General features: G+C 64.3%; 13 protein-coding genes. 12 read left to right on the forward strand and 1 reads right to left on the reverse strand.

Annotated elements, in window-relative coordinates:
* Positions 1-47 precede the first annotated feature (47 nt).
* The 9 genes from gltR to ACJA3S_RS05055 all read left to right on the forward strand — a co-directional run bounded on the left by gltR (position 48) and on the right by ACJA3S_RS05055 (position 10,375).
* Positions 48-773, forward strand: coding sequence for a two-component system response regulator GltR (gene gltR, locus ACJA3S_RS05015; RefSeq protein WP_406821028.1), 726 nt, complete (start codon positions 48-50; stop codon positions 771-773).
* Positions 754-2,208, forward strand: a complete 1,455-nt coding sequence (locus ACJA3S_RS05020; RefSeq protein WP_406821029.1) for an ATP-binding protein — start codon at positions 754-756, stop codon at positions 2,206-2,208. The genes gltR and ACJA3S_RS05020 overlap by 20 nt, the downstream gene beginning before the upstream one ends.
* A gap of 120 nt (positions 2,209-2,328) precedes the next feature.
* A complete protein-coding gene (locus tag ACJA3S_RS05025; RefSeq protein WP_406821030.1) occupies positions 2,329-3,576 on the forward strand; it encodes an AGE family epimerase/isomerase in 1,248 nt (415 codons plus the stop codon).
* 107 nt (positions 3,577-3,683) lie between these two features.
* Positions 3,684-4,982, forward strand: coding sequence for an ABC transporter substrate-binding protein (locus ACJA3S_RS05030; protein ID WP_406821031.1), 1,299 nt, complete (start codon positions 3,684-3,686; stop codon positions 4,980-4,982).
* Positions 4,983-5,114: 132 nt separating this feature from the next.
* Entirely contained in the window at positions 5,115-6,023 is a 909-nt protein-coding gene (locus ACJA3S_RS05035; protein ID WP_170028457.1) for a carbohydrate ABC transporter permease, read from the forward strand.
* On the forward strand, positions 6,016-6,861 hold the full coding sequence (locus ACJA3S_RS05040; protein ID WP_406821032.1) for a carbohydrate ABC transporter permease: 846 nt from the start codon (positions 6,016-6,018) through the stop codon (positions 6,859-6,861). The genes ACJA3S_RS05035 and ACJA3S_RS05040 overlap by 8 nt, the downstream gene beginning before the upstream one ends.
* 3 nt (positions 6,862-6,864) lie before the next feature.
* Complete coding sequence (locus ACJA3S_RS05045; protein WP_406821033.1) at positions 6,865-8,019, forward strand: ABC transporter ATP-binding protein; 1,155 nt, start codon at positions 6,865-6,867, stop codon at positions 8,017-8,019.
* A 41-nt stretch (positions 8,020-8,060) separates the two neighbouring features.
* A complete protein-coding gene (locus ACJA3S_RS05050; RefSeq protein WP_170028460.1) occupies positions 8,061-9,404 on the forward strand; it encodes a carbohydrate porin in 1,344 nt (447 codons plus the stop codon).
* Between the two features lie 116 nt (positions 9,405-9,520).
* Positions 9,521-10,375 (forward strand): D-hexose-6-phosphate mutarotase, encoded by an 855-nt coding sequence (locus ACJA3S_RS05055; RefSeq protein WP_406821034.1) that lies wholly within the window; start codon positions 9,521-9,523, stop codon positions 10,373-10,375.
* On the opposite strand, the gene hexR is transcribed toward ACJA3S_RS05055, so the two are convergent.
* Positions 10,368-11,231 (reverse strand): DNA-binding transcriptional regulator HexR, encoded by an 864-nt coding sequence (hexR, locus tag ACJA3S_RS05060; RefSeq protein WP_169774905.1) that lies wholly within the window; start codon positions 11,229-11,231, stop codon positions 10,368-10,370. The two genes, ACJA3S_RS05055 and hexR, sit on opposite strands and share 8 nt — an antisense overlap.
* Before the next feature lie 211 nt (positions 11,232-11,442).
* Here hexR and zwf point away from each other — a divergent pair, with 211 nt between their 5' ends.
* Genes zwf through ACJA3S_RS05075 form a run of 3 tightly spaced genes read left to right on the forward strand, consistent with a single transcriptional unit; the run spans position 11,443 to position 14,310 of the window.
* Positions 11,443-12,912, forward strand: a complete 1,470-nt coding sequence (gene zwf, locus ACJA3S_RS05065) for a glucose-6-phosphate dehydrogenase (RefSeq protein ID WP_406821035.1) — start codon at positions 11,443-11,445, stop codon at positions 12,910-12,912.
* Entirely contained in the window at positions 12,899-13,612 is a 714-nt protein-coding gene (gene pgl, locus ACJA3S_RS05070) for a 6-phosphogluconolactonase (protein ID WP_406821036.1), read from the forward strand. The genes zwf and pgl overlap by 14 nt, the downstream gene beginning before the upstream one ends.
* A 17-nt stretch (positions 13,613-13,629) precedes the next feature.
* Complete coding sequence (locus tag ACJA3S_RS05075) at positions 13,630-14,310, forward strand: bifunctional 4-hydroxy-2-oxoglutarate aldolase/2-dehydro-3-deoxy-phosphogluconate aldolase (RefSeq protein ID WP_406821037.1); 681 nt, start codon at positions 13,630-13,632, stop codon at positions 14,308-14,310.
* Positions 14,311-14,416 lie beyond the last annotated feature (106 nt).

The following is a 14,416-nucleotide window of genomic DNA, read 5'->3' on the forward strand; positions in this document are numbered from 1 at the left end:
CGATAGCAGGCAACGAAGACCTGTAACCAGACAAAAGGAAGACCACCTTGAGCACTGCCGGTAAATCGATCCTGATGGTCGACGACGACCAGGAAATCCGCGAACTGCTGCAAACCTACCTGAGCCGTTCCGGCTTCCAGGTGCAGGCCGAAGCCGACGGCAAGGGCTTTCGCCGCGCCCTGGAAACCACCCCTTGCGATCTGGTCATCCTCGACGTCATGTTGCCCGACGAAGACGGCTTCAGCCTGTGCCGTTGGGTACGCCAGCACCCGCGCCAGGCACGGGTACCGATCATCATGCTCACCGCCAGCTCGGACGAAGCCGACCGGGTCATCGGCCTGGAACTGGGCGCCGACGACTACCTGGGCAAACCGTTCAGCCCGCGCGAATTGCAAGCACGGATCAAGGCCCTGCTGCGCCGTGCCGAGTTCGGCCAGGCGGCGCCGGGCAGTGCCGTGCTGGCCTTCGACGACTGGCGCCTGGACACTGTCAGCCATCGCCTGTTTCATCGCGACGGCGAGGAGGTGATGCTCTCCGGCGCCGACTTTGCCCTGCTCAAGCTGTTTCTCGACCACCCCCAGCAGATCCTCGACCGCGACACCATCGGCAACGCCACCCGCGGCCGCGAGCCGATGCCGCTGGACCGCATCGTCGACATGGCGGTGAGCCGCCTGCGCCAGCGCCTGCGCGATACCGACAAACCGCCCCGGCTGATCCGCACCGTGCGCGGCAGTGGCTACCTGCTGGCTGCCCATGTCTGCAGTGGCTCCTGAGCGGCGCTGGCGGTTGCTGCCGCGCTCGTTGCTGGGGCGCATGCTGCTGCTGACCCTGCTGGTGGTGCTGCTGGCCCAGGGCTTGTCCAGCATCATCTGGGTTGCCCAGTTGCGCGCCAGCCAACTGCAGGGCCTGCGTGCCAGCGCCAGCAGCCTGGCCCACTCGATGAGCGCCAGCGTCAGCTACTTTCGTTCGTTGCCGATGGGCTATCGGCCCATGGTGCTCGACCAGTTGCGCAGCATGGGCGGCACGCGCTTCTTCGTGTCGCTCAACGCCAAGCCACTGGACATGCCGGTACTGCCGGTCACCCCGCGCAAGCAGGTGGTGATCGACGTGTTCCAGCAAGTGCTGCATGAGCGCCTGGGTTCGCAGATGGAAATTTCCGTGGCGTTCGTCAGCCCCGACGACCTGCGCATCTTCAACAGCGGCCTCAAGCTCGACGAGCTGCCGCGCTCGTGGGCGCACTACTCGTTGACCCTGGAACCGCTCAACCCGCCGGTGCTGGTGACGCAAATTCGCCTGGGCGAGGGCGAGTGGTTGTACATCGCCTCGCTGCTGCCCGAGCCCTATACCAGCCTGGAAGCCGAACGCCTGCCACGCCAGCAGATCGGCTTCATCGTGCTGACCACCGTGTTGCTGCTGCTGTTCATCGGCCTGCTGGTGCACTGGCAGAGCTGGCCGCTCAAGCGCCTGGCACGGGCGGCGCGCGAAATGTCGCTGGGGGCCGATGTGCCGCCGGTGGCCGAAGGTGGTGGCAGTGAGGTGGTGGAAGTGGGGCGGGCGTTCAACAGCATGCGCGAACGTATCAGCCGCTACCTGACCGAACGTAGCCAGCTGTTCAGCGCTATCTCGCACGACCTGCGCACACCGATCACCCGCCTGCGGCTACGGGTCGAGCTGCTGGAGGACGAACGCCTGCAGGCCAAGTTCAGCCAGGACCTGGATGAGCTGGAGTTGCTGGTCAAAGGGGCCCTGCAGTGCGTGAAGGACACCGACATTCATGAAAACATCGAGCCAGTCGACCTCAACCAGGTGCTGGAAATCCTCGCCGAGCCCTACCTGGGCGATGGCCGCATCACCCTCGAAGGCCGGGCGCTGGCGCCGTATCCGGGCAAGCCGCTGGCGTTGCGACGGTGCATCGGCAACCTGATCGACAATGCCATCAAGTACGGCGAGCGCGCACGGTTACGTATCATCGACAGTGCCGAGGGCTTCGTGCTGCAGGTCGATGACCAGGGGCCGGGGGTGCCTGAGCAGCAGCTGGAGCAGGTGTTCGAGCCGCACTTCCGCCTGGCGGGGCAGCAGCAGGGTTATGGGCTGGGGTTGGGCATCGCGCGCAACATCGCCCATAGCCATGGCGGCGAGGTGAGTCTGCTCAACCTGCGCGAGGGCGGGTTGCGGGTGACCTTGTACCTGCCGCGGGGCATGGACTGAGAGCCGGGCGCCGGCAAGCGAAATGTAACCGTATGGTGACAAACCCCCGGCCCTTCGTGACATCCCGCCCGATCGCGCTGACTAGAATTCGCCCACGACTGGCAAGGATCAAGCTGGCCCATGAATACGCATAACCTGCCTGCCACCCGCTGGCTCGACAGCCCGGCCCACACCGCCTGGCGCCTGGCCGAAGCACAGCGCCTGCTGGCGTTCGCCAAGGCTGCGAAACTGCCCGATGGCTTCGGCAGCCTGGATGCCAAGGGGCAGCTTGCCCCCGGTGCCCGTGCCGATACCCTGAACACCGCCCGCATGACCCACTGCTTCGCCCTGGCCCACCTGCAGGGCTTGCCCGGATACCTGGCCGATGTCGAACACGGCGTGGCCGCCCTGCGCGGCGCCATGCAGGACGCCACCCATGGCGGCTGGTTCGCCCACCCCGATGGCGCTACCGACAGCGGCAAGGCCGCCTACCTGCATGCCTTCGTCGCCCTGGCCGCCAGCTCGGCGGTGCTGGCCGGCGCTGTCGACGCCCCCGGCCTGCTGGAAGACGCGGTGCAGATGCTCGACGCGCATTTCTGGAGCGAAGAGGAGGGTGCCCTCAGGGAATCCTTCTCCCGTGCCTGGCAGCTGCCCGAGCCGTACCGTGGCGCCAACAGCAACATGCACGCGGTCGAAGCCTTCCTGGCCCTGGCCGACGTCACGGGCCAGCACCTGTGGCTGCAACGCGCCCTGCGCATCGCCGAACGCGTCATTCATGAGCATGCCGCCGCCAACGGCCATCGCGTCATCGAGCACTTCGATGCCTTGTGGCAGCCACTGCCGCATTACAACCTGGAGCGTCCGGCTGATCCTTTCCGGCCGTATGGCACCACCCCCGGGCATGCGCTGGAGTGGGCGCGGTTGCTGTTGCACCTGGAGGCCAGCCTCGAACGGGCCGGCCTGCCTGCGCCGGGCTGGCTGGGGGATGACGCGCGCGCGTTGTTCGACGCGGCCTGCCTGCACGCATGGCACGTCGATGGCGCGCCGGGCTTTGTCTATACCCTGGACTGGGCCAATCGGCCGATGGTGCACGCGCGCCTGCATTGGGTGCACGCCGAGGCCTGCGCCGCTGCAGCAGCGCTGTTGCAGCGTACTGGCGAGGCACGCTACGAGCAGTGGTACCAGCGCTGCTGGGACTTCATTGCCAGGCATTTCATCGACCTGGTTGCGGGCAGCTGGCACCACGAGCTCGATGCGCATAACCAGCCAGCCGGGACGCTGTGGCCGGGCAAGCCCGACCTCTACCACGCCTACCAGGCATTGCTGCTGCCGGGCTTGCCGCTGGCGCCGAGCCTGGCCAGCAGCCTGGCCGCCAATGTAACCAGATGATGACATTCACGCGTCGCTTCGTTACCTGCCGAAGCGCGCACGCTGTTTAGACTCAATGCAACGCAAGCGACCGACTTGCACGGCATAACAACAAGAAAGGTGCTTCGATGAACTCTACGCTTCGTCTCGCTGCCGCAATCTCCATTGCCTCGCTAGGGGCCTCCCTGTTCCCGCTCACTGCCCTGGCTGCCGATTCCAAAGGCAGTATCGAGGTGGTGCACTGGTGGACATCCGGTGGTGAAAAAGCGGCAGTCGATGTGCTCAAGGCCCAGGTCGAGAAAGATGGCTTCACCTGGAAGGACGGCGCAGTCGCTGGCGGCGGTGGGGCCACGGCCATGACCGTGCTCAAGAGCCGCGCCGTGGCGGGCAACCCGCCGGGTGTCGCACAGATCAAGGGCCCGGACATCCAGGACTGGGCAGCCACCGGCCTGCTCGACGCCGATGTGCTCAAGGATGTGGCCAAGGAAGAGAAGTGGGACACGCTGCTCGACAAGAAGGTCGCCGATACCGTGAAGTATGACGGTGACTACGTCGCCGTACCGGTGAACATCCACCGCATCAACTGGCTGTGGATCAATCCCGAAGTGTTCAAGAAGGCCGGCATCGACAAGGCGCCGACCACCCTCGACGAATTCTACGCCGCCGCCGACAAGCTCAAGGCCGCCGGCTTCATCCCGCTCGCCCATGGCGGCCAGCCGTGGCAGGACAGCACCGTATTCGAAAGCGTGGTGCTGGCCGTGATGGGTGTAAATGGCTACAAGAAGGCCCTGGTCGACCTCGACAGCCAGGCGCTGACCGGCCCGCAGATGGTCAAGGCGCTGACCGAGCTGAAGAAGGTCGCCACCTACATGGACCCGGATGGCAAGGGCCAGGACTGGAACCTCGAAGCGGCCAAGGTCATCAACGGCAAGGCCGGCATGCAGATCATGGGCGACTGGGCCAAGAGCGAATGGACCCTGGCGAAGAAAACCGCCGGCAAGGACTACCAGTGCGTGCCATTCCCTGGCACGGACAAGGCGTTCCTCTACAACATCGATTCGCTGGTAGTGTTCAAGCAGAACGACGAAGGCACCGCCGCCGGCCAGCAGGACATCGCGCGCAAGGTGCTGGGCCAGGACTTCCAGAAGGTGTTCAGCATCAACAAGGGCTCCATCCCGGTACGCAACGACATGCTCGCCGACATGGGCAAGTACGGCTTCGATGCCTGCGCGCAAACCTCCGCCAAGGACTTCCTCGCCGATGCCAAGAGCGGCGGCCTGCAGCCGAGCATGGCGCACAACATGGCCACCACGCTGGCCGTGCAGGGCGCGTTCTTCGATGTGGTGACCAACTACATCAACGACCCGAAGGCCGACCCGGCCGATGCGGCGAAGAAGCTGGCGGCGGCGATCAAGGCTGCCCAGTAAAGCCATTCGCGGGCAAGCCCGCTCCCACAGGTTCGGCGTCCTGCCAAGGACCTGTGGTGAGCAGGCCCCCTGTGGGAGCGGGCGTGCCCGCGAAGCGGTGCAAAGCATCGCCTTTACCTCGAGATCCACGACATGACCACAACAACCGCCCAACTGCGGGCCTCACCCCTGGACGCGCTTCAGCGCTGGCTGCCCAAGCTGGTACTGGCGCCGAGCATGTTCATCGTCCTGGTGGGCTTCTACGGCTACATCCTCTGGACCTTTGTCCTGTCCTTCACCACGTCGACCTTCCTGCCGACCTACAAGTGGGCCGGCCTGGCCCAGTACGCCCGGCTGTTCGACAACGACCGCTGGTGGGTGGCGAGCAAGAACCTGCTGCTGTTCGGCGGCCTGTTCATTGCCATCAGCCTGGTCATCGGTGTGCTGCTGGCGGTCCTGCTGGACCAGCGTATCCGCCGCGAAGGCTTCATCCGCACCATCTACCTGTACCCCATGGCGCTGTCGATGATCGTCACCGGCACTGCCTGGAAGTGGCTGCTCAACCCCGGCATGGGCCTGGACAAGCTGCTGCGTGACTGGGGCTGGGAAGGTTTCCGCCTGGACTGGCTGATCGACCCGGACCGGGTGGTGTATTGCCTGGTGATTGCCGCGGTCTGGCAGGCATCGGGTTTCATCATGGCGATGTTCCTCGCCGGCCTGCGCGGTGTCGACCCGTCGATCATCCGCGCCGCGCAGATCGACGGCGCCAGCCTGCCGCGCATCTACTGGCGTGTGGTGCTGCCCAGCCTGCGCCCGGTGTTCTTCAGCTCGCTGATGATTCTCGCGCACATTGCCATCAAGAGCTTCGACCTGGTGGCGGCGATGACCGCCGGCGGCCCGGGCTATTCATCCGACCTGCCAGCGATGTTCATGTATTCGTTCACCTTCAGCCGCGGGCAGATGGGCATGGGCTCGGCCAGCGCCATCCTCATGCTCGGGGCGATCCTGGCGATCCTCGTGCCTTACCTGTATTCGGAGCTGCGGAGCAAACGCCATGCATAGCCCTGTCGACAAACCGCTGCTGAGCCTCAGCCGCATCGCCATCCACGCGGTGCTGTTGCTGGCCGTGTTGCTGTACCTGGTGCCGCTGGTGGTGATGCTGCTGACCAGCTTCAAGACCCCGGACGATATCAGCACCGGCAACCTGCTGAGCTGGCCGGCGGTGTTCAGCGGTATTGGTTGGGTCAAGGCCTGGGCCACGGTCAGCGGGTACTTCTGGAACTCGATCATGATCACCGTGCCGGCGGTACTGATCTCCACTGCCATCGGCGCGCTGAACGGCTACGTGCTGTCGATGTGGCGCTTCTGTGGTTCGCAGCTGTTCTTCGGCCTGCTGCTGTTCGGCTGCTTCCTGCCGTTCCAGACCGTGCTGCTGCCGGCCTCGTTCACCCTCGGCAAGCTCGGCCTGGCCAGTACCACCAGCGGCCTGGTGCTGGTGCACGTGGTCTATGGCCTGGCCTTTACCACGCTGTTCTTCCGCAACTTCTACGTGAGCGTCCCCGATGCGCTGGTCAAGGCTGCGCGGCTGGATGGCGCCGGGTTCTTCACCATCTTCCGCCGCATCATCCTGCCGATGTCCACGCCGATCATCATGGTCTGCCTGATCTGGCAGTTCACCCAGATCTGGAACGACTTCCTGTTTGGCGTGGTGTTCTCGAGCGGCGACTCGCAACCGATCACCGTGGCCTTGAACAACCTGGTCAACACCAGTACCGGGGCCAAGGAATACAACGTCGACATGGCAGCGGCGATGATTGCCGGCCTGCCAACCCTGCTGGTCTACGTGGTGGCAGGCAAATATTTCGTCCGCGGCCTGACGGCTGGCGCGGTAAAGGGGTAAGTCATGGCAACGCTCGAACTTCGCAATGTGAACAAGACCTACGGCAGCGGCTTGCCGGACACCCTCAAGGACATCCAGCTGTCGATCAAGGATGGCGAGTTCCTGATCCTGGTCGGCCCGTCGGGCTGCGGCAAGTCGACCTTGATGAACTGCATTGCCGGCCTGGAGCAGATCACCGGCGGGGCGATCCTCATCGACCAGCAGGATGTCAGTGGCATGAGCCCCAAGGATCGTGACATCGCCATGGTGTTCCAGTCCTACGCGCTGTACCCGACCATGAGCGTGCGCGAGAACATCGAGTTCGGCCTGAAGATCCGCAAGCTGCCCCAGGCTGCCATCGACGAGGAGGTGGCGCGGGTGGCCAAGCTGCTGCAGATCGAGCACCTGCTGGCGCGCAAGCCGGCGCAGCTGTCCGGCGGCCAGCAACAGCGCGTGGCCATGGGCCGGGCGCTGGCGCGGCGGCCGAAGATCTACCTGTTCGATGAACCGCTGTCCAACCTCGATGCCAAGCTGCGCGTCGAGATGCGCACCGAAATGAAGCTGATGCACCAGCGCCTGAAGACCACCACCGTGTACGTCACCCATGACCAGATCGAGGCCATGACCCTGGGCGACAAGGTGGCGGTGATGAAGGACGGCATCATCCAGCAGTTCGGCACCCCGCAACAGATCTACAACGACCCGGCCAACCAGTTTGTCGCCAGCTTCATCGGTTCGCCGCCGATGAACTTCATCCCGGTACGCCTGACCAAACAGGATGGCCGCCTGCTGGCGCTGCTCGACAGCGGCCAGGCGCGTTGCGAACTGCCTTTGGGCTTGGCTACCGACGAACTCGAGGGGCGCGAGGTGATTCTGGGCATCCGCCCCGAGCAGATCGCGCTGGGCACCGGGGAGGGCAACGGCTTGCCGGGCATCCGCGCCGAGGTGCAGGTGACCGAGCCTACCGGGCCGGACCTGCTGGTGTTCGTCACCCTCAACCAGACCAAGGTCTGCTGCCGCCTGGCGCCGGATGTGGCGTGCCAGGTAGGTGACAACCTGAACCTGCAGTTCGACCCGGCCCGGGTGCTGCTGTTCGACGCCGAAAGCGGCGAGCGCCTGCACCTGGCCAGCTCCGCCGCCGCAGTAAAGGACAACGTGGCTCACTTCAAGGGCCGTTGATTCGTCTACACCATCAATAAGAAAAAAGAGGACGCAAAGGGATGGAACAGCGCAAACGCATCAGGACATTGGGCTCGCTGGCCTTGCTTGCCATCGTTGGCAGCAGCGGCGCGCAGGCTGCCGAGGCCTTTTCCAGCGAATCGAAGTGGATGACCGGCGACTGGGGCGGCACCCGCACCGAACTGCTGGAAAAAGGTTACGACTTCACCCTGGATTATGTCGGTGAGGTAGCCGGCAACCTGCACGGCGGCTACAACGACGACAAGACCGCGCGCTACAGCGACCAGTTCGCCCTGGGCGCACACCTGGACCTGCAGAAAATCCTCGGCTGGCACGATGCCGAGTTCAAGCTGGCGATCACCGAGCGCAGTGGCCGCAACCTGTCCAACGACCGCATCAGCGACCCGCGCGCCGGGCAGTTCAGCTCGGTGCAGGAAGTGTGGGGCCGTGGCCAGACCTGGCGCCTGACCCAGATGTGGGTCAAGCAGAAGTACTTCGACGGTGCGCTGGACGTGAAATTCGGCCGCTTCGGCGAAGGCGAGGACTTCAACAGCTTCCCTTGCGACTTCCAGAACCTGGCCTTCTGCGGCTCGCAAGTGGGCAACTGGGTCGGTGGCATCTGGTACAACTGGCCGGTGAGCCAGTGGGCACTGCGGGTCAAGTACAACATCACCCCGGAATTCTTCGTCCAGGTCGGTGCCTTCGAGCAGAACCCTTCCAACCTGGAAACCGGCAACGGCTTCAAGCTCAGCGGCAGTGGCACCAAGGGCGCGATACTGCCGGTGGAAGCGGTGTGGTCACCCAAGGTCAATGGCCTGCCGGGCGAGTACCGCCTGGGTTACTACTACAGCACGGCCAAGGCCGATGATGTATTCGACGATGTCAACGGCAACCCGCAGGCGCTGACAGGCGAAGCCTTCAAGTCGCACTCCAGCAAGCACGGCTGGTGGGTCGTGGCGCAACAGCAAGTCACCGCGCATGCTGGCGATGTCAACCGTGGCCTGAGCCTGTTCGCCAACTTCACCGTGCACGACAAGGCCACCAACGTGGTCGACAACTACCAGCAGGTCGGCCTGGTCTACAAGGGTGCCTTCGACGCCCGGCCCAAGGACGATATCGGCTTCGGTGTGGCACGCATTCATGTGAATGACGACGTCAAGAAACGCGCCGAGCTGCTCAATGCCCAGAGCGGTATCGACGATTACGACAATCCCGGCTTCGTGCCGCTGCAACGCACCGAATACAATGCCGAGCTCTATTACGGCTTCCACGTCACCAACTGGCTGACCGTGCGGCCCAACCTGCAGTACATCAAGAGCCCCGGCGGGGTCGATGAGGTGGACAATGCGCTGGTCGCAGGCTTGAAGATTCAGTCGTCATTCTAAGGGCAATTGTTGTAAATTTACGCCAATCCAATTTCGGCTCCCGGCACCCACTGGTCTGCAGTGGGTGCCAGGGATAGGCCGAGACAGCGCTATCTCAAACAACAAGAGCCCTGAACATGCCCGAACATCCGCTTCATCGCTTCTTTACCTCGCAGCGGCCCCGGCCGACATTCGAGTGGGAGCGTTACCAGCAGCGCGATGTGCTGATCATCGACCACCCATGCTGCCAGGCGGTGTTCAGCCGCCAGGGCGCGCAACTGCTGCATTTCCAGCCGGCCGGCGAACGGCCCTGGCTGTGGTGTGCCGAGCAGTGGCCGCAGGTTGGGGCGATCCGCGGTGGCGTGCCGGTGTGCTGGCCCTGGTATGGCCGTCACCCCAGCGAAGACCTGTGGCCAGCCCATGGCTGGGCGCGCCTGCTGGACTGGAAGCTGGTCGACAGCCGCGAGGACGAGGAGGGCGTTACCCTGAAGTGGCGGCTGGACCTGTGCGACTGGCAGGTCGACCTGCATGCGCGGCTGGGCAGCCGCATGGAGCTGAGCCTGAGCACCGAGCACCAGGACAGCGAACCCTGCCAGCTGAGCCATGCCCTGCTGGCCTACTGGTGTATCAGTGACGTGTCCGAGATAGCGCTGTCCGGGCTCGAGGACATCGAAGGCTATGACCGCCTCAACCGCCAGGCCTGCCGTGAGGATGGCGCGCTGAAGCTCAAGGGCGGCTGCCAGAAGGTCTACCCCGGTACGCCACGGGTGCAGCTGCAGGACCCGGCCTGGCAGCGTGAGCTGTGCATCGATACCGGCGACAGTGACGACACCGTGGTCTGGCACCCGGGCAATCGCCCGCTGATGGGGGTGACTGGCCGCGAATGCCAGCGCTTCGTCTGCGTCGAGGCCGCCAGCGGCAGTGGCGAAGGCCTGAGCCTGGCGCCGGGGCAGCGGGCGCACCTGCGTTTGCAGGCGCACCGGCTCAGTTGAGTTCGTCGTCCTCGATCGGGTAGCGGCTGGCGTTGAGGCTTTCCTTGATCTTGCGCAGGTGCGGCTGGAAGTCCACGCCACGGCGCAGGGTCATGCCGGTGGCCAGCACATCGAGCACGGTCAGCTGGATGATCCGCGAGGTCATTGGCATGTAGATGTCGGTGTCTTCCGGCAACGGAATATGCAGGCTCAGGCTGCAGGCATTGGCCAATGGCGAACCGGCGGCCGTCAGGCCCAGCACCGAGGCGCCATTTTCCCGGGCAAGGCGCGCCACTTCGACCAGTTCTCGGGTGCGTCCGGTGTAGGAAATGATCACGAACAGGTCGCCGGTGTGGGCGACCGAGGCCAGCATGCGTTGCATCAGTACGTCGGCGTGGGCCGACACCGCCAGGTTGAAGCGGAAGAACTTGTGCTGGGCATCCAGCGCCACCGGGGCAGAGGCGCCCAGGCCGAAGAAGTGGATCTGCCGCGCCTGGATCATCATGTCCACGGCACGGCTGACCTGCTGCGGGTCGAGTTGCTGGCAGGCGCTGTCGAGCGAGGCGATGGCGCTGGCGAAGATCTTCTGGGTATAGGCGGCCGGATCATCGTCTGCCTCTACCGCGCGGCTGACATAGGCGGCGCCGCTGGCCAGGCTCTGCGCCAGCTGCAGCTTGAGTTCGGGGTAGCCGCTGACGCCGAACGAGCGGCAGAAGCGGTTGACGGTCGGCTCGCTGACCTTGGCCGCCTGGGCCAGCGCAGCGATGCTGAAACGGGTGGCTTGTTGCGGGTTGAGCAGGATGACTTCGGCGACTTTGCGTTCGGCCTTGTTCAGCTCGTCGAGGCGTCCCTGGATCTGTTCCAGGAGGTTTCGCACGCGGTCCATGGGTGTGTCCTTGGGTCGGGAAGACAGCCGGCTGTGGGAGCAGCAGGCTTTTTGCACGGTCGTCTATCGTACTGTCGGCGCGGTTGGCGTACCACTTGTCTGTAACACTTGTGTCGAATGTTGTGGTTTTTACTACATTATCCCTTGAAAACCGTATGTGAAAGCGGTATTCCTAGACCAACTTTAGGAAAGAACCAACATCATGGCTGCGATCAGTGTCGAACCTTGCACCTTTGCCCTATTTGGCGCCCTCGGCGACCTGGCATTGCGCAAGCTGTTTCCTGCGCTTTATCAGCTCGACCGGGCCAACCTGTTGCACCCGGATACCCGCCTGCTGGCCCTGGCCCGCGAGGCCGGTACTGCACAGCAACACCTGAACAGTATCGAAGCGCACCTGCGCCGGCATGTGCCCGAGGCTGACATAGAGCCTGCAGCGCTGGGCCGCTTCCTTGCCCGGCTGAGCTACCAGCACCTCGACTTCCTCCAGCCCGAGGGCTATCAGGCCCTGGCCGAACAGATGCAAGGCGAGCAGCCGCTGATTGCCTATTTCGCCACGGCGGCGGCGGTGTACGGCGCCATCTGCGAAAACCTCGACAAGGCCGGCTTGGCTGCGCACACCCGGGTGGTGCTGGAGAAGCCCATCGGCCATGACCTGGAGTCGTCGCGCCGGGTCAACGACGCCGTGGCACGGTTCTTCCCCGAGAACCGGGTCTACCGCATCGACCATTATCTGGGCAAGGAGACGGTGCAGAACCTGATTGCCCTGCGCTTTGCCAACAGCCTGTTCGAAACCCAGTGGAACCAGAATTCCATCTCCCACGTGGAGATTACCGTTGCCGAGAAGGTCGGTATCGAAGGCCGCTGGGGCTATTTCGACAAGGCCGGCCAGCTGCGCGACATGATCCAGAACCACCTGTTGCAGCTGTTGTGCCTGATCGCCATGGACCCGCCCAGCGAACTGTCCGCCGATGCCATCCGTGACGAGAAGGTCAAGGTGCTCAAGGCCCTGGCACCGATCACTGGCGAAGGCCTGAGCACCCGTGTGGTGCGTGGCCAGTACATTGCCGGCTACAGCGATGGCAAGCCGGTGCCTGGCTACCTCGAAGAAGACAACGCCAACGCCCAGAGCGATACCGAAACCTTCGTCGCCCTGCGTGCCGACATCCGCAACTGGCGCTGGTCGGGCGTGCCGTTCTACCTGCGTACCGGCAAGCGCATGCCGCAGAAACTGTCGCAGATCGTCATTCATTTCAAGGAAACGCCGCACTACATCTTTGCCCCGGAACAGCGTTTGCAAATCGGTAACAAGCTGATCATTCGCCTGCAACCGGACGAAGGCATTTCCTTGCGGGTGATGACCAAGGAGCAGGGCCTGGACAAGGGCATGCAACTGCGCAGCGGCCCGTTGCAGCTGAATTTTTCCGACACCTGGCGCAGCGCGAGGATTCCGGATGCCTACGAGCGGCTGTTGCTCGAGGTGATGCGCGGCAACCAGAACCTGTTCGTGCGCAAGGACGAAATCGAATATGCCTGGAAGTGGTGCGACCAGTTGATCGCCGGCTGGCGTAACGCGGGCGATGCACCGAAACCTTATGCGGCCGGTTCCTGGGGGCCGATGAGCTCGATTGCTCTGATCACACGCGACGGGAGGGCGTGGTATGGGGATATCTGAACTGAAACTGCCCGGCTCGGTGAACGTGCACGAGCTGGCCAACGCCAAGGCCCTGGCCGTGCGCCAGGCACATGACGTGGCTGTACGCCTGCGTGAGGCGATCGCCAGCAAGGGCCAGGCCTGCCTGGTGCTGTCTGGCGGTCGCAGCCCGGTGCCGTTCCTCGAACAGCTGGCCAGCGAAGACCTCGACTGGGCCAGGGTCACCGTCAGCCTCGCCGATGAGCGTTGGGTGCCGGTGGAGCACGCCGACAGCAACGCTGGCCTGCTGGCTCGCCACCTGTTCAAGGGCGCCGCGGCCAAGGCGCGTTTCGTTGGCTTGTACCAGCAGGCGCAGAACCTCGACGCCGCTGCCGTCAAGGCCGACCAGGCGCTGGCCGAGCTGCCGCCAATCGATGTGCTGGTGCTGGGCATGGGTGACGATGGCCATACCGCCTCGCTGTTCCCCGCCAGCCCCAACCTGAATGCCGCCCTCGACCTGGCCAGCCCACGCCGCTGCCTGCCCTTGCTGGCACCGAGCGTACCGCGCCAGCGCCTGTCGATGACCCGCTCGCTGCTGGCCAGTGCAGCTTTCACCGCGCTGTCCGTGCAAGGGCAGGGCAAACTCGCTACCCTGCGCGCCGCGCTGGCTGGCACCGACCTTACGGAAATGCCGATTCGCGCTTTTCTTCACGCCCCCCTGGACATCTACTGGTGCCCATGAGCCAAGGATCCACAGTCATGACCACCCTCGAACGCCCACAGCCCAAGCTCTCGATGGCCGACAAAGCCGCACGGATCGATGCCATTTGCGAACAGGCGCGCATCCTGCCGGTGATCACCATCGCCCGCGAGGACGACATCCTGCCCTTGGCTGATGCCCTGGCCGCTGGCGGTATCCGTACCCTGGAAGTGACCTTGCGCTCCCAGCATGGCCTGAAGGCCATCCAGGTACTGCGCGAGCAGCGCCCGGAGCTTTGTGTCGGTGCCGGCACCGTGCTCGATCGCCGCATGTTCGCGGCAGTCGAAGCTGCCGGAGCGCAGTTCGTTGTCACCCCCGGCATTACCCAGGACATCCTCGAAGCGGGTGTAGACAGCGAGATTCCGCTGTTGCCGGGTATCAGCACGGCCTCCGAAATCATGATGGGCTATGCCCTGGGTTATCGCCGTTTCAAGCTGTTTCCGGCGGAAATTTGCGGCGGCGTGGCGGCGATCAAGGCCTTTGGCGGCCCGTTCGGCGACATTCGCTTCTGCCCGACCGGCGGGGTCAACCCGGCTAACGTGCGCAACTACATGGCGCTGCCGAATGTGATGTGCGTGGGCGGGACCTGGATGCTCGACAGCAGCTGGATCAAGAATGGCGATTGGGCGCGGATCGAGGCATGCAGTGCGGAGGCGATTGCGCTGCTGGACGCCAACTGAATTTGTTGTGTGCTTTACGGCTTGTGGGGCGCTTGGTCAGCGCCCCTTTTTTTGCCTGGAATTCCTCTGCTGTCTGTACCGGCTCTTTCGCGGGCTTGCCCGCTCC

Source organism: Pseudomonas sp. KnCO4, from assembly GCF_045344305.1.
Classification (GTDB): domain Bacteria; phylum Pseudomonadota; class Gammaproteobacteria; order Pseudomonadales; family Pseudomonadaceae; genus Aquipseudomonas; species Aquipseudomonas anuradhapurensis.

Coding starts and splice junctions, on each gene's coding strand:
- ACJA3S_RS05055 (WP_406821034.1), top strand. CDS start 9,521: ATGCCCGAACATCCGCTTCATCGCTTCTTTACCTCGCAGCGGCCCCGG.
- ACJA3S_RS05035 (WP_170028457.1), top strand. CDS start 5,115: ATGACCACAACAACCGCCCAACTGCGGGCCTCACCCCTGGACGCGCTT.
- ACJA3S_RS05025 (WP_406821030.1), top strand. CDS start 2,329: ATGAATACGCATAACCTGCCTGCCACCCGCTGGCTCGACAGCCCGGCC.
- ACJA3S_RS05075 (WP_406821037.1), top strand. CDS start 13,630: ATGACCACCCTCGAACGCCCACAGCCCAAGCTCTCGATGGCCGACAAA.
- ACJA3S_RS05020 (WP_406821029.1), top strand. CDS start 754: ATGTCTGCAGTGGCTCCTGAGCGGCGCTGGCGGTTGCTGCCGCGCTCG.
- pgl (WP_406821036.1), top strand. CDS start 12,899: ATGGGGATATCTGAACTGAAACTGCCCGGCTCGGTGAACGTGCACGAG.
- ACJA3S_RS05045 (WP_406821033.1), top strand. CDS start 6,865: ATGGCAACGCTCGAACTTCGCAATGTGAACAAGACCTACGGCAGCGGC.
- ACJA3S_RS05040 (WP_406821032.1), top strand. CDS start 6,016: ATGCATAGCCCTGTCGACAAACCGCTGCTGAGCCTCAGCCGCATCGCC.
- ACJA3S_RS05030 (WP_406821031.1), top strand. CDS start 3,684: ATGAACTCTACGCTTCGTCTCGCTGCCGCAATCTCCATTGCCTCGCTA.
- ACJA3S_RS05050 (WP_170028460.1), top strand. CDS start 8,061: ATGGAACAGCGCAAACGCATCAGGACATTGGGCTCGCTGGCCTTGCTT.
- zwf (WP_406821035.1), top strand. CDS start 11,443: ATGGCTGCGATCAGTGTCGAACCTTGCACCTTTGCCCTATTTGGCGCC.